Here is an 18271-nt window from a genome sequence, read left to right on the forward strand (position 1 = left end):
AGTTATCGCTCGATTAAGGATTAAACATGAACAACCTAGCACTTGAAGCCATTCTTAATGAGTTTTTGAAACCCAATTTGATTAAAGATTACTGCCCTAATGGGTTACAAGTTGAAGGGAAGCCTGAGATCAAAAAAATCGTTACTGGCGTGACGGCTTCACAAGCATTAGTTGATGCTGCTATTGAGCAGGGTGCTGATGCAGTATTGGTTCATCATGGCTATTTTTGGCGTGGAGAGCCTGAACCCATTCGGGGCATGAAGTATCGTCGTATCAAGGCGCTGGTGGAGAATGGAATTAACCTCTATGCATATCATTTGCCGTTGGATGTACATCCGGACGTCGGTAATAACGCGCAGTTAGCCCGATTATTGGGTATTGATGAATGTGGGGGGTTAGAAGATGGTAATCCACGTTCAGTGGCTGTTTGGGGTGAGCTTCCTGAGCCGTTGTCTGCGAGTGAGTTTGCATCTCTTCTTGAGAAAAAATTGGGCAGAAGACCATTGTTTATTGATGGTGGGCAAAAAGGTCAGATCAAACGCGTTGGCTGGTGCACCGGTGGTGGACAAGATTATATTGATTTAGCGGCGAGCAAAGGAATGGATGCGTTTGTGTCCGGTGAGGTGTCAGAAAGAACGACTTTTTCTGCAAGAGAGCAGGGATTACATTATTTTGGTGCGGGTCATCACGCTACAGAGCGTTATGGTATTAAGGCATTGGGAGAGTGGTTGTCGGAACATCACCAGATGGATGTCACCTTTATTGACATCGATAATCCCGTATAGTGCTCTAAAGAATAGAGGCGCTTGAATCACAACTTTCTGTGATTCAAGCGCAAAAAAAAACGCCGCATCAAGCGGCGTTTTTTGTTAGCAATGACGACTAATCAATCACGATCTTTCATTGGTTGAAAATCGCGTTGGTCATAGCCCGTGTACAGCTGACGCGGACGACCGATACGGTTTTGAGGGTCGCTATGCATTTCATTCCAATGTGCAATCCAACCGATGGTACGAGACATCGCAAAAATCACGGTGAACATCGAAACTGGAATACCGATAGCCTTCAGGATAATGCCTGAGTAGAAATCGACATTCGGGTACAGCTTCCTCTCGATAAAGTACGGGTCAGAAAGCGCAATGCGTTCTAGTTCCATCGCAACGTCCAACAATGGGTCGTTGATATTCAGCTCATCAAGAACGTCATGACATGCTTGGTTCATTACCGTTGCACGTGGGTCGTGGTTTTTGTATACGCGGTGACCGAAGCCCATCAAACGGAACGGGTCTTCTTTGTCTTTTGCACGCTCAATGAACTCTGGAATATTTTCGACCGTGCCGATTTCTTCCAGCATCTTCAGACATGCTTCGTTTGCACCGCCATGAGCAGGGCCCCAAAGTGATGCAATACCTGCCGCGATACATGCGAATGGGTTAGCACCAGAAGAACCTGCGAGACGAACCGTCGATGTTGATGCATTTTGTTCGTGGTCAGCATGTAGTGTGAAGATCTTATCCATTGCACGAGCAACAACCGGATTGACTTCATACTCTTCACAAGGCGTTGCGAACATCATGTGTAGGAAGTTCTCGGCGTAATCCAAATCATTTCTTGGGTAAATGAAAGGTTGGCCTAAAGAGTACTTGTAACACATGGCTGCTAGCGTCGGCATTTTTGATAGCAGACGATATGCAGTGATTTCACGGTGCTCATCGTTGTTAATGTCGAGTGAGTCGTGATAGAACGCAGCGAGGGCACCGACCACACCAACCATAACAGCCATAGGGTGTGCGTCACGACGGAAGCCATGGAAGAAGCTCGCAATTTGCTCGTGCACCATAGTGTGACGAGTAACAATCTTACGAAACTCTTCGTATTGCTTGCGGGTTGGGACTTCCCCATACAGAAGGATATAACAGACTTCTAAATAATCAGCGTTATTGGCTAGTTGATCAATTGGGAAGCCTCGGTGCAATAGAACGCCAGCGTCACCATCAATATACGTAATTTGTGACTCACACGACGCTGTTGCAACAAAACCTGGGTCAAACGTGAAATAGCCATTTGCGCCCAAAGCACGTACGTCGACAACTTCTGGGCCGACTGTGCCCCCTTTGATCGGCAGTTCGATAGGTGCTTTCCCTTCAATATTGAGGGTAGCTTTCTTATCTGCCATAACATTCTCCTTTGTTATTATATAATCCTATCCCGGATACGGACCCCGTTGTTGTACCGATCGCTGCATTAGATGTCAATTTACAGAAGTGATCTTTGTCGGGTGTGCGGAAGTATCAAAAATATGTGCGTATTAAGTTAATGCTCTGTTTCGGGATTTCCGTCAATTTTATTGGTTTGTGTTTAAATGTTACGGGGCATATACTCTGCGGCAGGTCTCTGGATATTACATAATGCCGGGGCGTTTCGGGGCTCAAATCGATATTTTCTCTGCGTAAAACGGAGCTTGATCTGCAGTTAATAGCAGAAGCCTTCGTAAAACGTAATTAAAGATGTTGCAGGTCTGGCGCGATCGCGAAATGTAAATTCAGAGAGTGTTATAACAATAATTGCTCAATGGAGCTGAGTGGGCCATATCGTGAAAGTAACAAAGCCAAGACCGGTAAACCTCGACCTTCAGACCATACGCTTCCCCATCACAGCGATAGCGTCTATCGTGCACCGTGTATCAGGTGTTATCACCTTCGTTTCGGTCGCCATCCTTCTTTGGTTATTAAGCCTGTCACTATCTTCTCCTAGCGGCTTCGACGCTGCAGCAGACATTGTCGATAGCTTTTTTGCCAAGTTCATCCTGTGGGGCATCTTGACTGCACTCGCATATCACATTGTTGGTGGCATTCGTCACTTGCTGATGGATATGAAGTACTTTGAAGAACTCGAATCAGGAAACATGAGCGCGAAAGTCGCATTCGGCATCACTGCAGTGCTGTCTGTTTTAGCGTGGGGGTTAGTATGGTAGGACATGTATCTTCTTTCGGCAAAAACGGTGTTCACGATTTTATCTTGATCCGTGCTACTGCCATTATCATGACGCTTTACACCTTTTACATGGTGGGATTTTTTGCGTTCGGCCCTGAGCTAACTTATTTGAGTTGGGTGGAGTTCTGGGGTCAGACAAGCAATAAAGTCTTTACTATGCTAGCGCTGGTTTGCGTGCTTATCCATGCGTGGATTGGCATGTGGCAAGTGTTGACAGATTACATTAAGCCGACACTGCTTCGTGCACTGATGCAGTTTGGCATCGTCGCCTTGCTTTTTGTCTACCTGTTGACTGGCTTTTTCGTTTTGTGGGGTGTGTAAGTGAGTATTCCAGTAAGAGAATTTGACGCAATCGTCATCGGTGCGGGTGGCGCAGGTATGCGTGCCGCACTTCAAATTTCTGAGCAAGGCCTTTCCTGTGCTTTGCTTTCAAAGGTTTTTCCAACACGTTCGCATACAGTGTCTGCGCAAGGTGGTATCACCGTTGCTTTGGGTAACTCCCACGAAGATAACTGGGAATGGCACATGTATGACACCGTTAAAGGGTCTGATTACATTGGCGACCAAAATGCGATCGAGTACATGTGTAAAACAGGTCCTCAGTCAGTTATCGAGCTTGAGAAAATGGGCCTACCATTTTCACGTTTCGAAGACGGCAGCATCTACCAACGCCCATTTGGTGGCCAGTCAAAAGCATTCGGTGGTGAGCAAGCCGCTCGTACCGCTGCAGCTGCCGACCGTACGGGTCACGCCTTGCTTCACACGCTTTACCAACAGAACATCAAAAACAAAACAACGATTTTTTCTGAGTGGTATGCATTAGATCTTGTGAAAAACCAAGACGGTGCCGTGGTTGGCGCTACAGCGATGGACATGGAAAGTGGCGAAATTTGTTACTTCAAGGCCAAAGCAACAGTTCTAGCCACTGGTGGTGCGGGTCGAATCTATCAATCGACAACGAATGCTCACATCAATACTGGCGATGGTGTTGGTATGGCGCTACGTGCTGGCGTACCAATGCAAGACATGGAAATGTGGCAATTCCACCCAACAGGCATTGCTGGCGCGGGTGTTCTCGTTACCGAAGGTTGTCGTGGTGAAGGTGGTTACCTCTTGAACAAAGACGGCGAGCGCTTCATGGAGCGTTATGCACCAAACGCCAAAGACCTTGCAGGTCGTGACGTTGTTGCACGTTCAATGATGGTAGAGATTCGCGAAGGTCGAGGCTGTGATGGTCCTTGGGGTCCTCACCTTAAGCTTAAACTCGATCACTTGGGTAAAGACGTACTTGAAGCGCGTCTGCCGGGTATTCTTGAGTTGTCTCGTACCTTTGCTCACGTTGACCCAATCAAAGAACCGATTCCTGTTATCCCAACGTGTCACTACATGATGGGCGGCATTCCTACTCAGATTTCAGGACAAGCGATTAAACAAGACCCGAATGGCAACGACGTTGAAATTCAAGGTTTGTTTGCATGTGGTGAGATTGCGAGCGTCTCTGTTCACGGTGCAAACCGTTTGGGTGGTAACTCGTTGCTTGATTTGGTGGTATTTGGTCGTGCAACAGGTCTACATCTTGGCGAAACGCTGGCTGCACAAGCTGAAGCACGCGATGCGTCTGAGTCTGATATTGAAGCCTCTTTGGCTCGCGTAAATCGTTGGAACTCAACGCAGAAAGGCGAAGACCCAGTTCAAATTCGTAAAGACCTTCAGTCATGCATGCAAAATAACTTCTCGGTATTCCGTGAAGGTGATGCGATGGCGAAAGGCTTGGAAGAACTTAAAGTTATCCGTGAGCGTCTTAAAGAAGCACGTTTGGATGACACATCAAGCGAATTCAACACCCAACGTGTTGAGTGTCTAGAGCTTGATAACTTGATGGAAACTGCGTTCTCAACCGCTGTTGCGGCGAACTACCGTACAGAGAGCCGTGGTGCACATGCTCGTTTTGATTTCCAAGAGCGTGATGATGATAACTGGCTATGCCACACCATCTACAACCCTGAAACCGAAGCGATGACTAAGCGTGATGTCAACATGGAACCGATCCATCGTGATACGTTCCCGCCTAAAGCGCGTACTTACTAAGGGAGGTAGATAATCATGAAGCTGAATTTTTCTGTATACCGTTACAACCCAGACGTAGATGACGTGCCGCACATGAAAGGGTACACCCTTGAAGTGCCTGAAGGCTCGGACATGATGGTGCTTGACGCGCTAATTTTGCTCAAAGAGCAAGACCCGTCGCTTTCATTCCGTCGCTCATGCCGCGAAGGTGTTTGTGGCTCGGATGGTATCAACATGAATGGCAAGAATGGCCTCGCATGTATTACGCCATTGTCAGCGTTGACTGACAAATCTAGCATTGTGATCCGTCCTTTGCCGGGTTTGCCTGTGGTTCGTGACTTGGTTGTTGATATGGCGCAGTTCTATCAAAACTATGAACGTGTTAAGCCGTATTTGATTAACGAGAGCGTTCCTCCGGCTCGCGAGAACTTACAATCGCCGGAAGATCGCGCCCACCTTGATGGACTCTACGAATGTATTATGTGTGCATGTTGTAGTACGTCATGTCCGTCATTTTGGTGGAACCCAGACAAGTTTGTTGGACCTGCAGGACTGCTTGCTGCATATCGCTGGTTGATTGACAGCCGTGATACGGCGACTGATGATCGTTTATCCGATCTGGACGACGCTTTTAGCGTTTTCCGTTGCCATAGCATAATGAACTGTGTAAATGTTTGTCCTAAAGGATTAAACCCAACAAAAGCAATAGGCCACATTCGCTCAATGCTACTTAAACGCGCAGTGTGATACTGGCTTCTGTACCTACACAAATCAAAAATTTAGGCTCCTCGAAAGGGGAGCTTAAAAGGAACGCCGGCTAACCCCCGGTCGTAGCAATAGTTAACTAAGTGGTTAAGGGATAACAATGCAAAATGGCGTGATGAAGGCTTGGTTAGAGTCTTCTCATTTGGCTGGCGCCAATGCAACTTACGTAGAAGACCTCTACGAACTGTACCTCAGTGACCCCGAGTCTGTAGATAGCGAATGGCGCGCAGTGTTCCAACAACTGCCTGCTGTGAATGGCAACGCACCAGAGCAACCCCACTCACGAGTTCGTGAATACTTCCGAAGGCTAGCAACCGAGACAGCGCATTACAGTGCCTCAGTCAGTGATCCGGATGTCGACGCAAAACAAGTTAAAGTATTGCAGTTAATCAATGCTTATCGTTTTCGTGGACACCAACAAGCAACATTGGACCCATTAGGTATTTGGCAACGTGAACGCGTTCCAGATCTGGATCCTTCCTTTCACTCTCTCACCCAAGAAGATTTCGAAGAGACTTTCAATGTAGGTTCTTTTGCCATTGGGCAAGAGAGCATGAAACTTGCCGATCTTTATAATGCGTTGAACAAGACCTATTGTGGGTCGATTGGCGCAGAATACATGCACATTACTGACACCGATGAAAAACGTTGGCTTCAACAGCGCTTGGAATCTGTTGTCGGTCAGCCCGAGTTTTCAGACGACGAGAAAATGACGTTGCTTGAAGAATTAACGGCTGCGGAAGGTTTGGAGCGCTACTTAGGTGCCAAATTCCCGGGTGCGAAACGCTTCTCTCTAGAAGGCGGTGATGCGCTTATCCCTATGGTGAAAGAAATTATTCGCCAAGCGGGAGCGAACGGCGCTCGTGAAGTTGTCGTCGGAATGGCTCACCGTGGTCGTCTGAATATGCTGGTTAACGTTCTCGGTAAAAAACCGTCAGAACTGTTTGACGAGTTTGCGGGCAAGCATGGCGAATCATGGGGTACGGGTGATGTGAAATATCACCAAGGTTTCTCTTGTGACTTTGCAACCCCTGGTGGTGATGTTCACTTGGTGATGGCGTTTAACCCATCGCATCTTGAGATCGTTAACCCAGTTGTTATTGGTTCAGTTCGAGCTCGTCAAGATCGTTTAGGCGATAAAGACGGTTCGACTGTATTACCAATTACAATCCATGGTGACTCAGCGATTGCAGGCCAGGGCGTTGTTCAAGAAACGTTCAATATGTCACAAGCTCGCGGTTTCCGCGTGGGTGGCACGATTCGCATCGTCGTGAATAACCAGATTGGTTTTACAACGTCCAACCCGAACGATACGCGCTCGACGCAGTATTGTACGGACATCGCAAAAATGGTTCAGGCTCCGATCCTGCACGTGAATGCTGATGATCCAGAGGCTGTCGCGTTTGTTTCTCGCCTCGCGTTAGATTATCGCAATACCTTTAAACGTGATGTTGTGATTGATTTGGTCTGCTACCGCCGCCATGGTCACAATGAAGCTGATGAGCCGAATGCAACTCAGCCTCTGATGTACCAAAAAATCAAAAAGCACCCAACGCCACGTAAGATTTATGCAGATGTGCTGGTTGATCAAAATGTTGCTGACCTAGAAAAAGCGACTTATCTCATCAATGAATATCGCGATGCACTTGATCGTGGTGAGCATGTTACAAAAGAGTATCGCCCTATGGCGTTGCACTCTGTGGATTGGTCTCCATACCTAGGGCATGACTGGACTGTTGAATGGCCGAATACGTTCGACATGAAACGCCTAGTTGAGCTTGGTCATCGTGTTACCCAATACCCAGAAAGTCATAAGCTTCATAGCCGAGTTAGCAAACTTAATAACGATCGTATTTCGATGGTTAACGGTGAAAAAGCCTTGGATTGGGGTATGGCAGAAACTCTTGCTTATGCAACGATTGTCGATGAAGGCAAGCGCATTCGTATCAGTGGTCAAGACGCAGGCCGTGGCACATTCTTCCACCGTCACGCCGTGCTGCACAATCAAACTGACGCAAGCACCTATATCCCGCTTTCCAATGTTCATGACAAACAAGGCCCATTCCAAGTGTTTGACTCTGTTTTGTCTGAAGAAGCGGTATTGGCGTTTGAATATGGCTATACCACCGCAGAGCCAGGCGGCTTGACGGTTTGGGAAGCACAGTTTGGTGACTTCGCAAACGGTGCTCAAGTTGTTATCGACCAATTTATTAGTTCTGGTGAGCAGAAATGGGGCCGCATGTGTGGTTTAACCATGTTGCTACCGCACGGATATGAAGGTCAGGGCCCAGAGCATTCATCTGCTCGCTTAGAGCGTTACTTGCAGCTTTGCGCAGAGCAAAATATGCAAGTGTGTGTGCCGTCTACGCCTGCACAGATTTACCACATGATTCGTCGCCAAGTGCTTCGCCCTATGCGTCGTCCACTTGTTGTGATGTCTCCAAAATCATTGTTGCGTCATCCATTGTGTACTTCGTCACTAGAAGATCTTGCTGAGGGGAATTTCCAAAGTGCGATTGGTGAAGTAGATGATCTGGATGCAGCTGCAGTGAAACGTGTGGTTCTGTGTTCCGGTAAGGTTTACTACGACCTGCTAGAAACCAGACGCAAAGAAGAAATTAAAGATGTCGCCATTGTGCGTATTGAGCAGCTATACCCGTTCCCGAAAGAGGACTTGCAAGCTGTGATTAGCCAATTTGTGAATGCAAAAGACTTTGTGTGGTGCCAAGAAGAGCCTCAAAACCAAGGCGCTTGGTATAGTAGCCAGCACAATTTCCGATTGGCCATTCCGGCGGATGCCACGTTGAGTTATGCGGGACGCGCAGCGTCTGCATCGCCTGCTGTTGGTTACATGTCTGTGCATTTAAAACAACAAAAAGCGTTGATAGAAGACGCGCTTACCTTGAATTAAGAACTAGAAAATTAAGGAAAAAAACGATATGACAATCGAAATTCTGGTTCCCGACCTACCTGAGTCTGTTGCAGATGCGACAGTTGCAACTTGGCACAAAAAACCAGGCGACGCCGTTTCACGCGACGAAGTTTTGGTCGACATCGAGACCGATAAAGTGGTTCTTGAAGTGCCTGCACCTGAAGATGGCGTGTTGGAAGCTATTATTGAAGAAGAAGGCGCCACGGTGCTTTCAAAGCAGCTTATCGCTAAGTTAAAGGCGGGCGCTGTAGCTGGTGAGCCTACACAGGATGTTCCAGCATCTTCTGAATCATCGCCAGACAAACGCCACACGGCCGCGCTGACTGACGAGCAAAATGACGCACTTAGCCCAGCTGTACGTCGTCTACTTGCAGAGAACAATCTGAACCCTGACCAAGTTAAAGGCACAGGTGTTGGCGGTCGTATCACCCGTGAAGATATTGATGCGTTCTTGAAAAATGGTTCTGCTGCCCCGGCGGCGGCTGCCCCTGCTCAAGTGAAAGACGAAACGCCATCATTGGGTCACCGCAGCGAAAAACGTGTCCCTATGACACGTCTTCGCAAGCGTGTTGCTGAGCGTTTGCTTGAAGCGAAGAACAGCACTGCGATGCTAACAACGTTTAACGAAGTGAACATGAAGCCAATCATGGACATTCGTAAGCAGTACAAAGATGTGTTTGAAGAGCGTCATGGTATCCGTCTTGGTTTCATGTCTTTCTACGTGAAAGCCGTGGTTGAAGCGTTAAAACGCTACCCAGAAGTCAACGCATCTATCGATGGTGAAGAAATCGTTTACCATAACTTCTTTGATGTCAGCATGGCTGTTTCAACGCCACGTGGTCTGGTAACCCCAGTTCTTCGTGACTGTGATCGTCTTGGCTTGGCAGACATCGAAAAGGGCATCAAAGAGTTGGCTATTAAAGGTCGTGACGGAAAATTAACTGTCGAAGATCTGACTGGCGGTAATTTCACGATTACTAACGGTGGCGTATTTGGTTCGCTGATGTCTACCCCGATCATCAACCCACCACAAGCTGCTATTCTTGGTATGCACAAGATCCAAGACCGTCCTATGGCGGTTGATGGTAAGGTTGAAATCCTTCCTATGATGTACCTTGCTCTTTCTTATGATCACCGCTTGATCGACGGACGCGAGTCCGTGGGTTTCTTGGTTACCATTAAAGAGCTTTTAGAAGACCCAACGCGTTTGCTGCTTGACGTATAAGTAGTCCGGCTTCTGTCGGTAACAGGGGACATGACGTCCCCTGTGTGGAAAGCAAATTAGACCTATAAAATGGAAAATAGACACGGATAGAACATCATGAATCTGCACGAATATCAGTCAAAACAGCTGTTTGCTGAATACGGGCTGCCTGTATCAGAAGGGTATGCTTGTGACACTCCTCAAGAAGCAGCCGAAGCTGCTGACAAGATTGGCGGCGACAAATGGGTCGTTAAATGCCAAGTACACGCTGGTGGCCGCGGTAAAGCGGGCGGCGTAAAGCTTGTTAGCGACAAAGAAGAAATTAAAGCGTTTGCACATAACTGGCTGGGTAAAAACCTAGTAACTTATCAAACAGATGCAAATGGCCAACCTGTAAGCAAGATTTTGGTTGAAGAGTGCACAGATATTGCTAAAGAGCTTTATTTGGGCGCGGTTGTAGACCGTGGCACACGTCGCGTTGTTTTCATGGCATCTACTGAAGGTGGTGTGGAAATCGAGAAAGTTGCGGAAGAAACGCCGGAGCTTATCCACAAAGCTGCCATTGATCCATTGGTTGGTCCTCAGCCATACCAAGGCCGTCAACTTGCATTCAAACTAGGTTTGCAAGGCGATCAGATCAAGCAGTTCACCAAAATTTTCATGGGCATCGCTCAGTTGTTCATCGAGCGTGACGTTGCGCTTGTTGAAGTTAACCCATTGGTTATCACTGACCAAGGAAACTTGCACTGCCTAGACGCAAAACTGACTATCGACAGCAACGCTGTATACCGTCAGCCAAAAGTACGTGAAATGCACGATCCTAGCCAAGATGATGCTCGTGAAGCGCACGCAGCTCAGTGGGAACTGAACTACGTGGCACTAGACGGCAGCATTGGCTGTATGGTTAACGGTGCTGGCCTTGCAATGGGTACGATGGATATCGTAAACCTGCACGGCGGTAGCCCTGCAAACTTCTTGGATGTTGGTGGCGGCGCGACGAAAGAGCGTGTAACAGAAGCATTCAAAATCATCCTATCTGACGATAATGTAAAAGCCGTTTTGGTGAACATCTTCGGCGGTATTGTACGTTGTGACCTGATTGCAGACGGCATCATTGGTGCGGTTGAAGAGGTAGGCGTTAAGGTACCTGTTGTTGTTCGCCTTGAAGGTAACAACGCAGAACTTGGAACTCAAAAATTGGCCGATAGCGGCCTGAACATTATTGCTGCGACCTCACTGACTGAAGCAGCTGATAAAGTTGTTGCTGCAGCGGAGGGCAAATAATGTCTGTTTTGATCAATAAAGATACCAAAGTTATTTGCCAAGGTTTTACCGGTGGGCAAGGTACGTTCCACTCTGAGCAAGCGCTTGAGTACGGTACGCAAATGGTAGGTGGTGTTTCTCCTGGTAAAGGCGGCACAACACACCTAGGTCTTCCTGTGTTCAACACAGTGGCTGAAGCAGTAGAAGCAACGGGTGCGACTGCATCTGCTATCTACGTTCCAGCACCATTCTGTAAAGATGCAATCCTAGAAGCTATCGATGCAGGCGTTGAGCTTATCGTGACTATCACTGAAGGTATTCCTACTTTGGACATGCTAGAAGTGAAAGTGAAGCTAGATCAAGCTGGCGTTCGTATGATTGGTCCTAACTGCCCAGGTGTTATCACTCCAGGCGAATGTAAAATCGGTATCATGCCGGGTCACATTCATAAGCCGGGCAAAGTGGGCATCGTATCGCGCTCAGGTACGTTGACTTATGAAGCTGTTAAGCAAACGACTGATGAAGGTTTCGGTCAATCTACTTGTGTAGGTATTGGTGGTGACCCAATCCCAGGTTCTAACTTCATCGACATTTTAGAAATGTTCGAGAAGGATCCTGCGACTGAAGCGATCGTTATGATCGGTGAGATCGGTGGTACTGCAGAAGAAGAAGCTGCTGCTTACATCAAAGACAACGTGACTAAACCTGTTGTTTCTTACATTGCTGGCGTTACCGCACCTCCAGGTAAGCGCATGGGTCACGCTGGTGCGATCATCTCTGGTGGTAAAGGTACTGCGGAAGACAAATTCGCAGCACTTGAAGCGGCTGGTGTGAAAACAGTTAAGAGCCTTGCTGATATCGGCAAAGCACTGCGCGAGAGCACGGGCTGGTAATATTACGAGCACGCTATCTTCGGATAAGCTGAAAGTTCGGATAAGTTGAAAGATAAAAACCGCTCTTTAGAGCGGTTTTTTTGTGTTTTGAGCCTAGTAGTTAGGTTGATGAGTGATGAAATTTATTCAACCTGTTTGCGAAACTGACTGAGAAAGAAAAGAAGCCCTGCAACAACGACAACAGAAGGACCTGCGGGCGTGTCTTTGAACCACGAAAGGGCAATGCCTCCGACGACAGATATCATGCCTATACCACTGGCTAGCATCGCCATTTGCTCGGGGCTGACAGCAAAGCGTCGTGCGGTGGCGGCAGGGATGATCATGAGCGAGGTAATAATCAACGCACCAACGAACTTCATGGCAATGGCAATGACGAGTCCAACCATTAACATTAAGATAAGCTTCAAACGGTCAACGTTGTACCCATCGACACGTGCCATGTCTTCATTCACTGTAATCGCAAGTAAAGGTCGCCAAAGTAGATAAAGCGCGATGGATACAAAAGCGCAACCTGCAGCAATTAGGCTAAGGTCAGCAAAGGTCACTGATAGCAAATCACCGAACAGGTACGACATAAGGTCGACGCGTAAATCATCAACGAAACTGATAGAAACCAATCCGAGTGAAAGGGAGGTATGCGCTATGATCCCGAGTAATGTGTCGGTCGATACGCTACTTTTCCGTTGAAGGGCAACAAGCAAAATGGCGATTGTTAAACAACTCGCGATCAACGCTAGATTGAGGCTGACTTGCAGCATGAATCCGAGGGCCAGCCCAAATAAAGAAGCATGTGCGAGGGTGTCACCAAAGTACGCCATTTTTCGCCAAACCACGAAAGAACCCAAAGGGCCAACAGCGGCGGCTATCAAAATGCCTGCAAACAGGGGCACGGCAAGAAATTCAAACACCTTAATGATCTCCGTGCTGACAAGGACCTACAGGATTACCAGATAAATCGTGGTCGTGATTATGATGGTGGTGGTATAGAGCTAATTGTTCACTCTCTTTTCGACCAAAAAGTGCCACATATTCTGGGTGCGTTGAGATGGCGTCTGGCGCACCAGAGCAGCAGATGTGATGTTGCAGACAGATAACCTCATCGGTTTTGGCCATGACCAAATGCAAATCGTGAGAAACCATCAATATTCCGCAACGAAGTGTTTCTTTGAGTTTGGCGATCAGGCTATATAACTCTAGCTGACCCGCGACATCTACACCTTGTACGGGCTCATCAAGCACCAATAGATCAGGCTTCTTCAATACGGCACTCGCAAGCAAAATGCGTTGCATCTCACCGCCAGAAAGAGTGTGCATGTTGGCATGCAGTAACTTAGTCGCGCCTACCAAACTCAATGCGTCTTGAATGCTCGAAGCTGTCGCTTTTGGGCTCAACTTAAGAAAACGATCAACGCGCAATGGCAGGCTCTCATTAAGTTGCAACTTTTGGGGAACATAGCCGATGGTGATATTTCCTTGCCGTACAATGGTCCCCTCGCTTGGCGAATTTAGCCCAATAACGGTTTTTACTAGCGTAGATTTACCTGCACCATTAGGGCCGATCAAGGTGGTGATTTTATCTCTATGAAGAGAGAACGTGACGCGATCGAGTACACTTCTGCCATCAAAGATGACCGAGACGTTATTTAGCGTTATCAAGGATGCGGACATAAATTGAGCATGATGTTTAAATTGAAATGTTATAATATTACATTTCTTTCAGTTTTTAAATGTTGGCCCTAAAACCATGAACGCCGTACGTTATATGCAATTCTTAACGATGATTCTGTTTCTTTTTTCTGTTGGGATCAAAGCTTCGCCTCTCAACATTGTCACCACGATCAAGCCGATTGGGTTAATCGCGCATGATATCGCCGGCGAGTATGCTGACGTGGATGTTTTACTTCCTGATAATGCGTCACCTCATGACTACGCACTCAAGCCTTCAGATGTGAAGAAACTACATCAGGCAGACCTGATTGTTTGGGTCGGTCCAGAGTTGGAACTCTTCCTTGAAAAAATGCTGAATGGCCATACGAATGCACTTCGACTCTCGACGTTTGAAGGCATGCCTGTGCGCTATTTTGATGAGGGAGGCCATGATCAACACGATGGGCACGACCACAGTCATGACGGTATTGATGGTCACCTTTGGCTTGGCCCAGAGCAGAGTAAAGTTATCGGTAAGGCAATACAAATCGCTCTCTCTGACAGTGATCCTGAGCACGCTGCTCAATACCAACAAAACTACGACAGATTTTTGGCCGAGATTGAAAGTGTGCAGTTAAGCATTGCTGAAAAACTTAATAGCAACCCCTCAAAAGGCTACTACCTATTTCATGACGGGTATGGCTATTTTGAAACCGCATTTGGTTTGAAACCAACAGGGCATTTGACTATCAACCCCGATAGAAAGCCTGGAGCGAGGACATTAGTCTCAATCAGAAGTGCCTTAATGGATCATCAAGCCCAATGCGTATTTACTGAGCCTCAGTTCAATCCGGGTCTGGTCGAGAGTGTCACCAAAGGGACAAGTGCAAAAATCGCAGTGCTTGATCCAATGGCGCAAGACTTATCATTGAAAGAAAATCGCTATGTGGACTTTCTTGCTGCTTTAGGTAACAGCTATATTGATTGCTTTGCTCGGTAAGTCTAATAGAGCCGAACGATCCCTGCGGCGATCCCTGCGGCGATGCCTGTAATGAATGAGTAGTGGGGTTATTTGGGTCGCTTGCGGCTCAAACATGCCCTTGTGATATGCATCGCATAGGTGTTTTTGATCAACTAAACTTTCACGGAAAACTGCGAAGATATTGAAACATCACAATAATATTTAGTTAAAGATGTTTTCTCGAATTCACTATCGTATCGCTGGCTCAATATGGACGTTTTTTCTCTTGTTGGTGTTGTCTATTACACCATCAAAGGTTATTGCGTCTCCTATCTTCTACGCTTTTCCTTTTTCCAGCCCAGATGATGTCGACAAGGTTGTCGATATTGAATATGTGCCCAATCATGGTGTTTGGTTGCTCGATAGTGATGGTGCGGTGAGCTTTTATGATGGCGTTCACTACCATCAGCTTTCCGATTTCATTTCGCTTCCCGAAAACAGTATTTCTCGTATTGAGATGTTTGATAACTCCTTGTGGTTTATCGCCAGTCGCACACTTTTTCGTTTTGATGTTGCTGCGAATACACTGGTCGAAGTTCCACTCGGAGATGGCGTTTTAGCCTCTGATATACAGGTTTTTCAGCACACCTTGTGGGTATCAACATCCTCAAATTTGTATCAATTTGTTGAGGGAATAAATGCCCCTAAAGACCTTGGTCATTTGCCGTTGAAGCAATTCTTCGTCAGTGAGGATAACTTAATGGGTTTAAGTGCTTCAGCACTGATTGATATGGTTTCAGAGCAGTTATTGTATCGGTTAGAAGAAAATGAAGTAATTTCAGCGCATTACAATAGGCGTACTTTATGGATAGGTTTTGACACTGGCCTGGTGCAAATTGTCGATGGGAACATAGTTTCACGGCATTTAGACGGCTTGACGATATCCGCAATCACTGAAAATAGCGACGGCTTATGGGTTGGAACGAATCAGGGGCTTTACCTTAGTGAGGGTAGGGACAGTGATGCGGTCAATTTGTTCATGATTGAAAGCAACACCGATGACCAATTCAGCCTTTCGGGAGACAAAATCACGGATATTGATACTGGGAGGGCTGGAGAAATGTGGATCTCTACAGATTCTGGATTGAACTACCACTCTCCCCGTTCGAAAGATATTCGTCGATTCGCGCTGTCACAGCATTTCCCAGACTGGGGATATACTTCTATTTCTTCTCTGGTGACCTTGCATGGCAAGCATTACATAGGCGCTAAAAGTAAGGTGATTGTGCTTGATGAGAACCTTGACCTTCTTGATTCAACCAAGCTTGATTTTACTATCGAAGAAATGGTTGCCTTGTCTGATTCCCTCTGGGTTGCTTCCGCGTCTGGCTTGTATTCTTTGAATCCGCGTACATTGAAAACCAGTATGGATAATGTACCTGAAAGCCTCAAAGGGATTGCCTTTGATAACATTGTTGCAGATAGCCACTCGCTTTGGTTGGTGACTGAACAACAAGTCTTCCGTTTTTGGCCGGATAGCCAAACTGTTATCAATTTTGGCGCTGATTGGTCGGCACAAAGAAACGCGCAGTTAAATGCCGTGCTCGATCTTGATGAAAAAGGATCGTGGCTGGGTGCAAGCGATGGCCTTCATTTTTATTTTGATGGGCGATTTCAGCAAAGGTTGTCTCGAGAGAGCATTGGCAGTGTTCTTTCTGTTAGTTTGGGCAAGAAAGATGACCTTTGGTTACTGACGACAAAAGGGGTCTATCAATATCCGATTGACGGAGCCAGAGAGCCTGAAAGGGTGTTTGGCAGCCAGCCAGACGCGGATGAACAGTGTTTAGCGATGTCCGAAAACTTTGCATATGCCATCACGACGAAAGGCATAGAGCGCTTCGGTTTGATATCGGGACAACTGCACCATATAGAAGCTGGGCATCGGTCATCATTAGCTGCTAATAATCGGGAGCTATGCGCTTTGGTCAATGAGTCGCTATTGGTTGCAAGTGATTATGGTGTCTTCTTATTACCTGCTAACAAACTAACAGAATTGTTTGATGCCCCCTTACGCACATCAACCATAGGGTCAGTTTCTGTTAATGGGAAGCCGTGGCGATTGGGTGCCATCACGTTAGATCAGGTTTCTATACCAAGTAAGTCATCGGTGATGTTCGATATTGGGAAGATGCCTTTTCGACAATATGAGGGGTTGATTTATCGCTTAGAGGGGGCGAGTGCAGAGTACTGGAATGAAACTAAAGATCAGCATTTGCAATTCAGCGCTTTGGAGTCAGGCGCATATAGATTGATGATAAGAGAGCGTTCACAGGGCGGGCAAACAATTGAACGTGCATTGATTACCTTGGATGTTGTTTCTCCCTGGTATCTACGCTTAGGGGCTGTATTACTCGTCATTATGGCATTATCGCTGTTTGTTATTTGGTACTACCGTCGTAAAACGGAATTGGTGAAATTACACAACCTCCAACTTCGCCATACCGTGCATCAAAAAGTCATTGAGATTGATAGACGTGAATCGTTGATTAAAAAGACAAGCCAGGATCACGCAGAAAAGACAGCAATAGCTAATACGTCTGAATTTGACGTGCTACACGATGGGCACTTTTGGCAATTTCTACAATATGCTGATGCGAAAGATAAAATGGGAATAGAGACGTTAGAAAAGAAAGAGGGAAAATGCCTAGAACAGACGCAATGGCAAAAGGATGTTCTAGAAACGATTTCCACCCACTTTCATGATCCAGATTTCTCACTTGCTGTATTGGCGAAAGCGTTTTTCACATCGGAGAGAAGCTTGCAGCGACGTTTTAAATCAGAGTTTGGTTATACGTTTAAAGAAGCGCTCATTTCTGCACGTTTAGCGAATGCGCAACGCATGCTGTATCAAGGTGATAAAATAGTTAATGTCGCCATAGCTTGTGGTTTTAATGAGCCGTCTTACTTCACGAAGTCATTTAAAGCAAAGTATGGCTATACGCCATCGCAATTTCGAGAGAGATGTGAAAGTCGAGAAGTTTGATTTATACAACAAGAAGGGATGCATGAAAAAAAAGAGCGTGGTATAGCCGACTGACTATACCACGGGCGTCAAAGACACCTTCGCTTGCTGCCGGAGGTGTGTGGGAGTCCCTCACACCGTCTGGAATTAACTTGAGTTCATTAAAACGGTTCATCCCTTTCTCGGCATAGTAATTTCCCGCCATTATTTCATTCCGATTAAAAACCTCGATATTTTTTGGACTCAGTCCAATATTTATCGTCAACAAAAACACACTAATGCCAATTAATTGACGAAATTAACGATATTGGTAGGGGGTTGTTACTTCATTTTTGCTTTCACTTGGGTCTTGAAATTGGTCAATCTCGTTGAGATTTTCACGAGATTGACAATGGATTTGACGTATTTGACGAGTGGCGTTTTCTTCATTGTGCAACAGCCAAGGTTTTATTGATCAAAAACAACTTTCCTATTGCAACATTTTGCAATACTTTGCTCGTAAATGTTTATGATTCTCATTTGG

The 18271-nt window shown here is 46.5% G+C and carries 14 protein-coding genes; 11 read left to right on the forward strand and 3 right to left on the reverse strand.

Annotation, left to right across the window (positions count from 1 at the left end):
• Positions 1-26 precede the first annotated feature (26 nt).
• Complete coding sequence (locus L4D06_RS01700) at positions 27-785, forward strand: Nif3-like dinuclear metal center hexameric protein (protein ID WP_429737660.1); 759 nt, start codon at positions 27-29, stop codon at positions 783-785.
• 101 nt (positions 786-886) lie between these two features.
• On the opposite strand, the gene L4D06_RS01705 is transcribed toward L4D06_RS01700, so the two are convergent.
• Positions 887-2176, reverse strand: a complete 1290-nt coding sequence (locus L4D06_RS01705) for a citrate synthase (protein WP_274163814.1) — start codon at positions 2174-2176, stop codon at positions 887-889.
• 405 nt (positions 2177-2581) lie between these two features.
• On the opposite strand from L4D06_RS01705, the gene sdhC reads away from it, so the two are divergent.
• The 8 genes from sdhC (at position 2582) to sucD (ending at position 12118) form a co-directional block, all read left to right on the forward strand.
• On the forward strand, positions 2582-2974 hold the full coding sequence (sdhC, locus tag L4D06_RS01710; protein WP_274163813.1) for a succinate dehydrogenase cytochrome b556 subunit: 393 nt from the start codon (positions 2582-2584) through the stop codon (positions 2972-2974).
• Positions 2968-3315, forward strand: a complete 348-nt coding sequence (gene sdhD, locus L4D06_RS01715; RefSeq protein WP_274163812.1) for a succinate dehydrogenase, hydrophobic membrane anchor protein — start codon at positions 2968-2970, stop codon at positions 3313-3315. Before sdhC ends, sdhD begins: the two co-directional genes overlap by 7 nt.
• Complete coding sequence (gene sdhA / locus L4D06_RS01720) at positions 3316-5082, forward strand: succinate dehydrogenase flavoprotein subunit (protein ID WP_274163811.1); 1767 nt, start codon at positions 3316-3318, stop codon at positions 5080-5082.
• A 15-nt stretch (positions 5083-5097) separates the two neighbouring features.
• Positions 5098-5808: a succinate dehydrogenase iron-sulfur subunit gene (locus tag L4D06_RS01725; RefSeq protein WP_274163810.1), complete on the forward strand. Its 711-nt coding sequence runs from the start codon at positions 5098-5100 to the stop codon at positions 5806-5808.
• A gap of 118 nt (positions 5809-5926) precedes the next feature.
• Positions 5927-8737 carry a 2-oxoglutarate dehydrogenase E1 component gene (sucA, locus tag L4D06_RS01730; protein WP_274163809.1) on the forward strand — a complete coding sequence of 937 codons (2811 nt, stop codon included), beginning with the start codon at positions 5927-5929 and terminating at the stop codon, positions 8735-8737.
• A gap of 28 nt (positions 8738-8765) precedes the next feature.
• Positions 8766-9983, forward strand: a complete 1218-nt coding sequence (odhB, locus tag L4D06_RS01735; RefSeq protein ID WP_274163808.1) for a 2-oxoglutarate dehydrogenase complex dihydrolipoyllysine-residue succinyltransferase — start codon at positions 8766-8768, stop codon at positions 9981-9983.
• A 96-nt stretch (positions 9984-10079) separates the two neighbouring features.
• Positions 10080-11246, forward strand: coding sequence for an ADP-forming succinate--CoA ligase subunit beta (sucC, locus tag L4D06_RS01740; RefSeq protein ID WP_028024986.1), 1167 nt, complete (start codon positions 10080-10082; stop codon positions 11244-11246).
• The gene (sucD, locus tag L4D06_RS01745; RefSeq protein WP_429737661.1) at positions 11246-12118 is read left to right on the forward strand and encodes a succinate--CoA ligase subunit alpha; all 873 of its coding nucleotides are present in this window, start codon (positions 11246-11248) and stop codon (positions 12116-12118) included. The genes sucC and sucD overlap by 1 nt, the downstream gene beginning before the upstream one ends.
• Positions 12119-12240: 122 nt before the next feature.
• Here sucD and znuB read toward each other — a convergent pair whose 3' ends face one another.
• Together znuB and znuC are read right to left on the reverse strand one after the other, a co-directional pair.
• Positions 12241-13026: a zinc ABC transporter permease subunit ZnuB gene (gene znuB, locus L4D06_RS01750; protein WP_274163805.1), complete on the reverse strand. Its 786-nt coding sequence runs from the start codon at positions 13024-13026 to the stop codon at positions 12241-12243.
• Between the two features lies 1 nt (position 13027).
• The gene (gene znuC, locus L4D06_RS01755) at positions 13028-13786 is read right to left on the reverse strand and encodes a zinc ABC transporter ATP-binding protein ZnuC (protein ID WP_274163804.1); all 759 of its coding nucleotides are present in this window, start codon (positions 13784-13786) and stop codon (positions 13028-13030) included.
• 109 nt (positions 13787-13895) lie between these two features.
• Between znuC and znuA the strand changes: the two genes are divergently transcribed.
• Positions 13896-14765 carry a zinc ABC transporter substrate-binding protein ZnuA gene (gene znuA, locus L4D06_RS01760; RefSeq protein WP_429737662.1) on the forward strand — a complete coding sequence of 290 codons (870 nt, stop codon included), beginning with the start codon at positions 13896-13898 and terminating at the stop codon, positions 14763-14765.
• A gap of 193 nt (positions 14766-14958) precedes the next feature.
• Positions 14959-17769: a helix-turn-helix domain-containing protein gene (locus L4D06_RS01765; protein WP_429737663.1), complete on the forward strand. Its 2811-nt coding sequence runs from the start codon at positions 14959-14961 to the stop codon at positions 17767-17769.
• Positions 17770-18271 lie beyond the last annotated feature (502 nt).

This window comes from Enterovibrio makurazakiensis, from assembly GCF_050336585.1.
Classification (GTDB): domain Bacteria; phylum Pseudomonadota; class Gammaproteobacteria; order Enterobacterales; family Vibrionaceae; genus Enterovibrio; species Enterovibrio gelatinilyticus.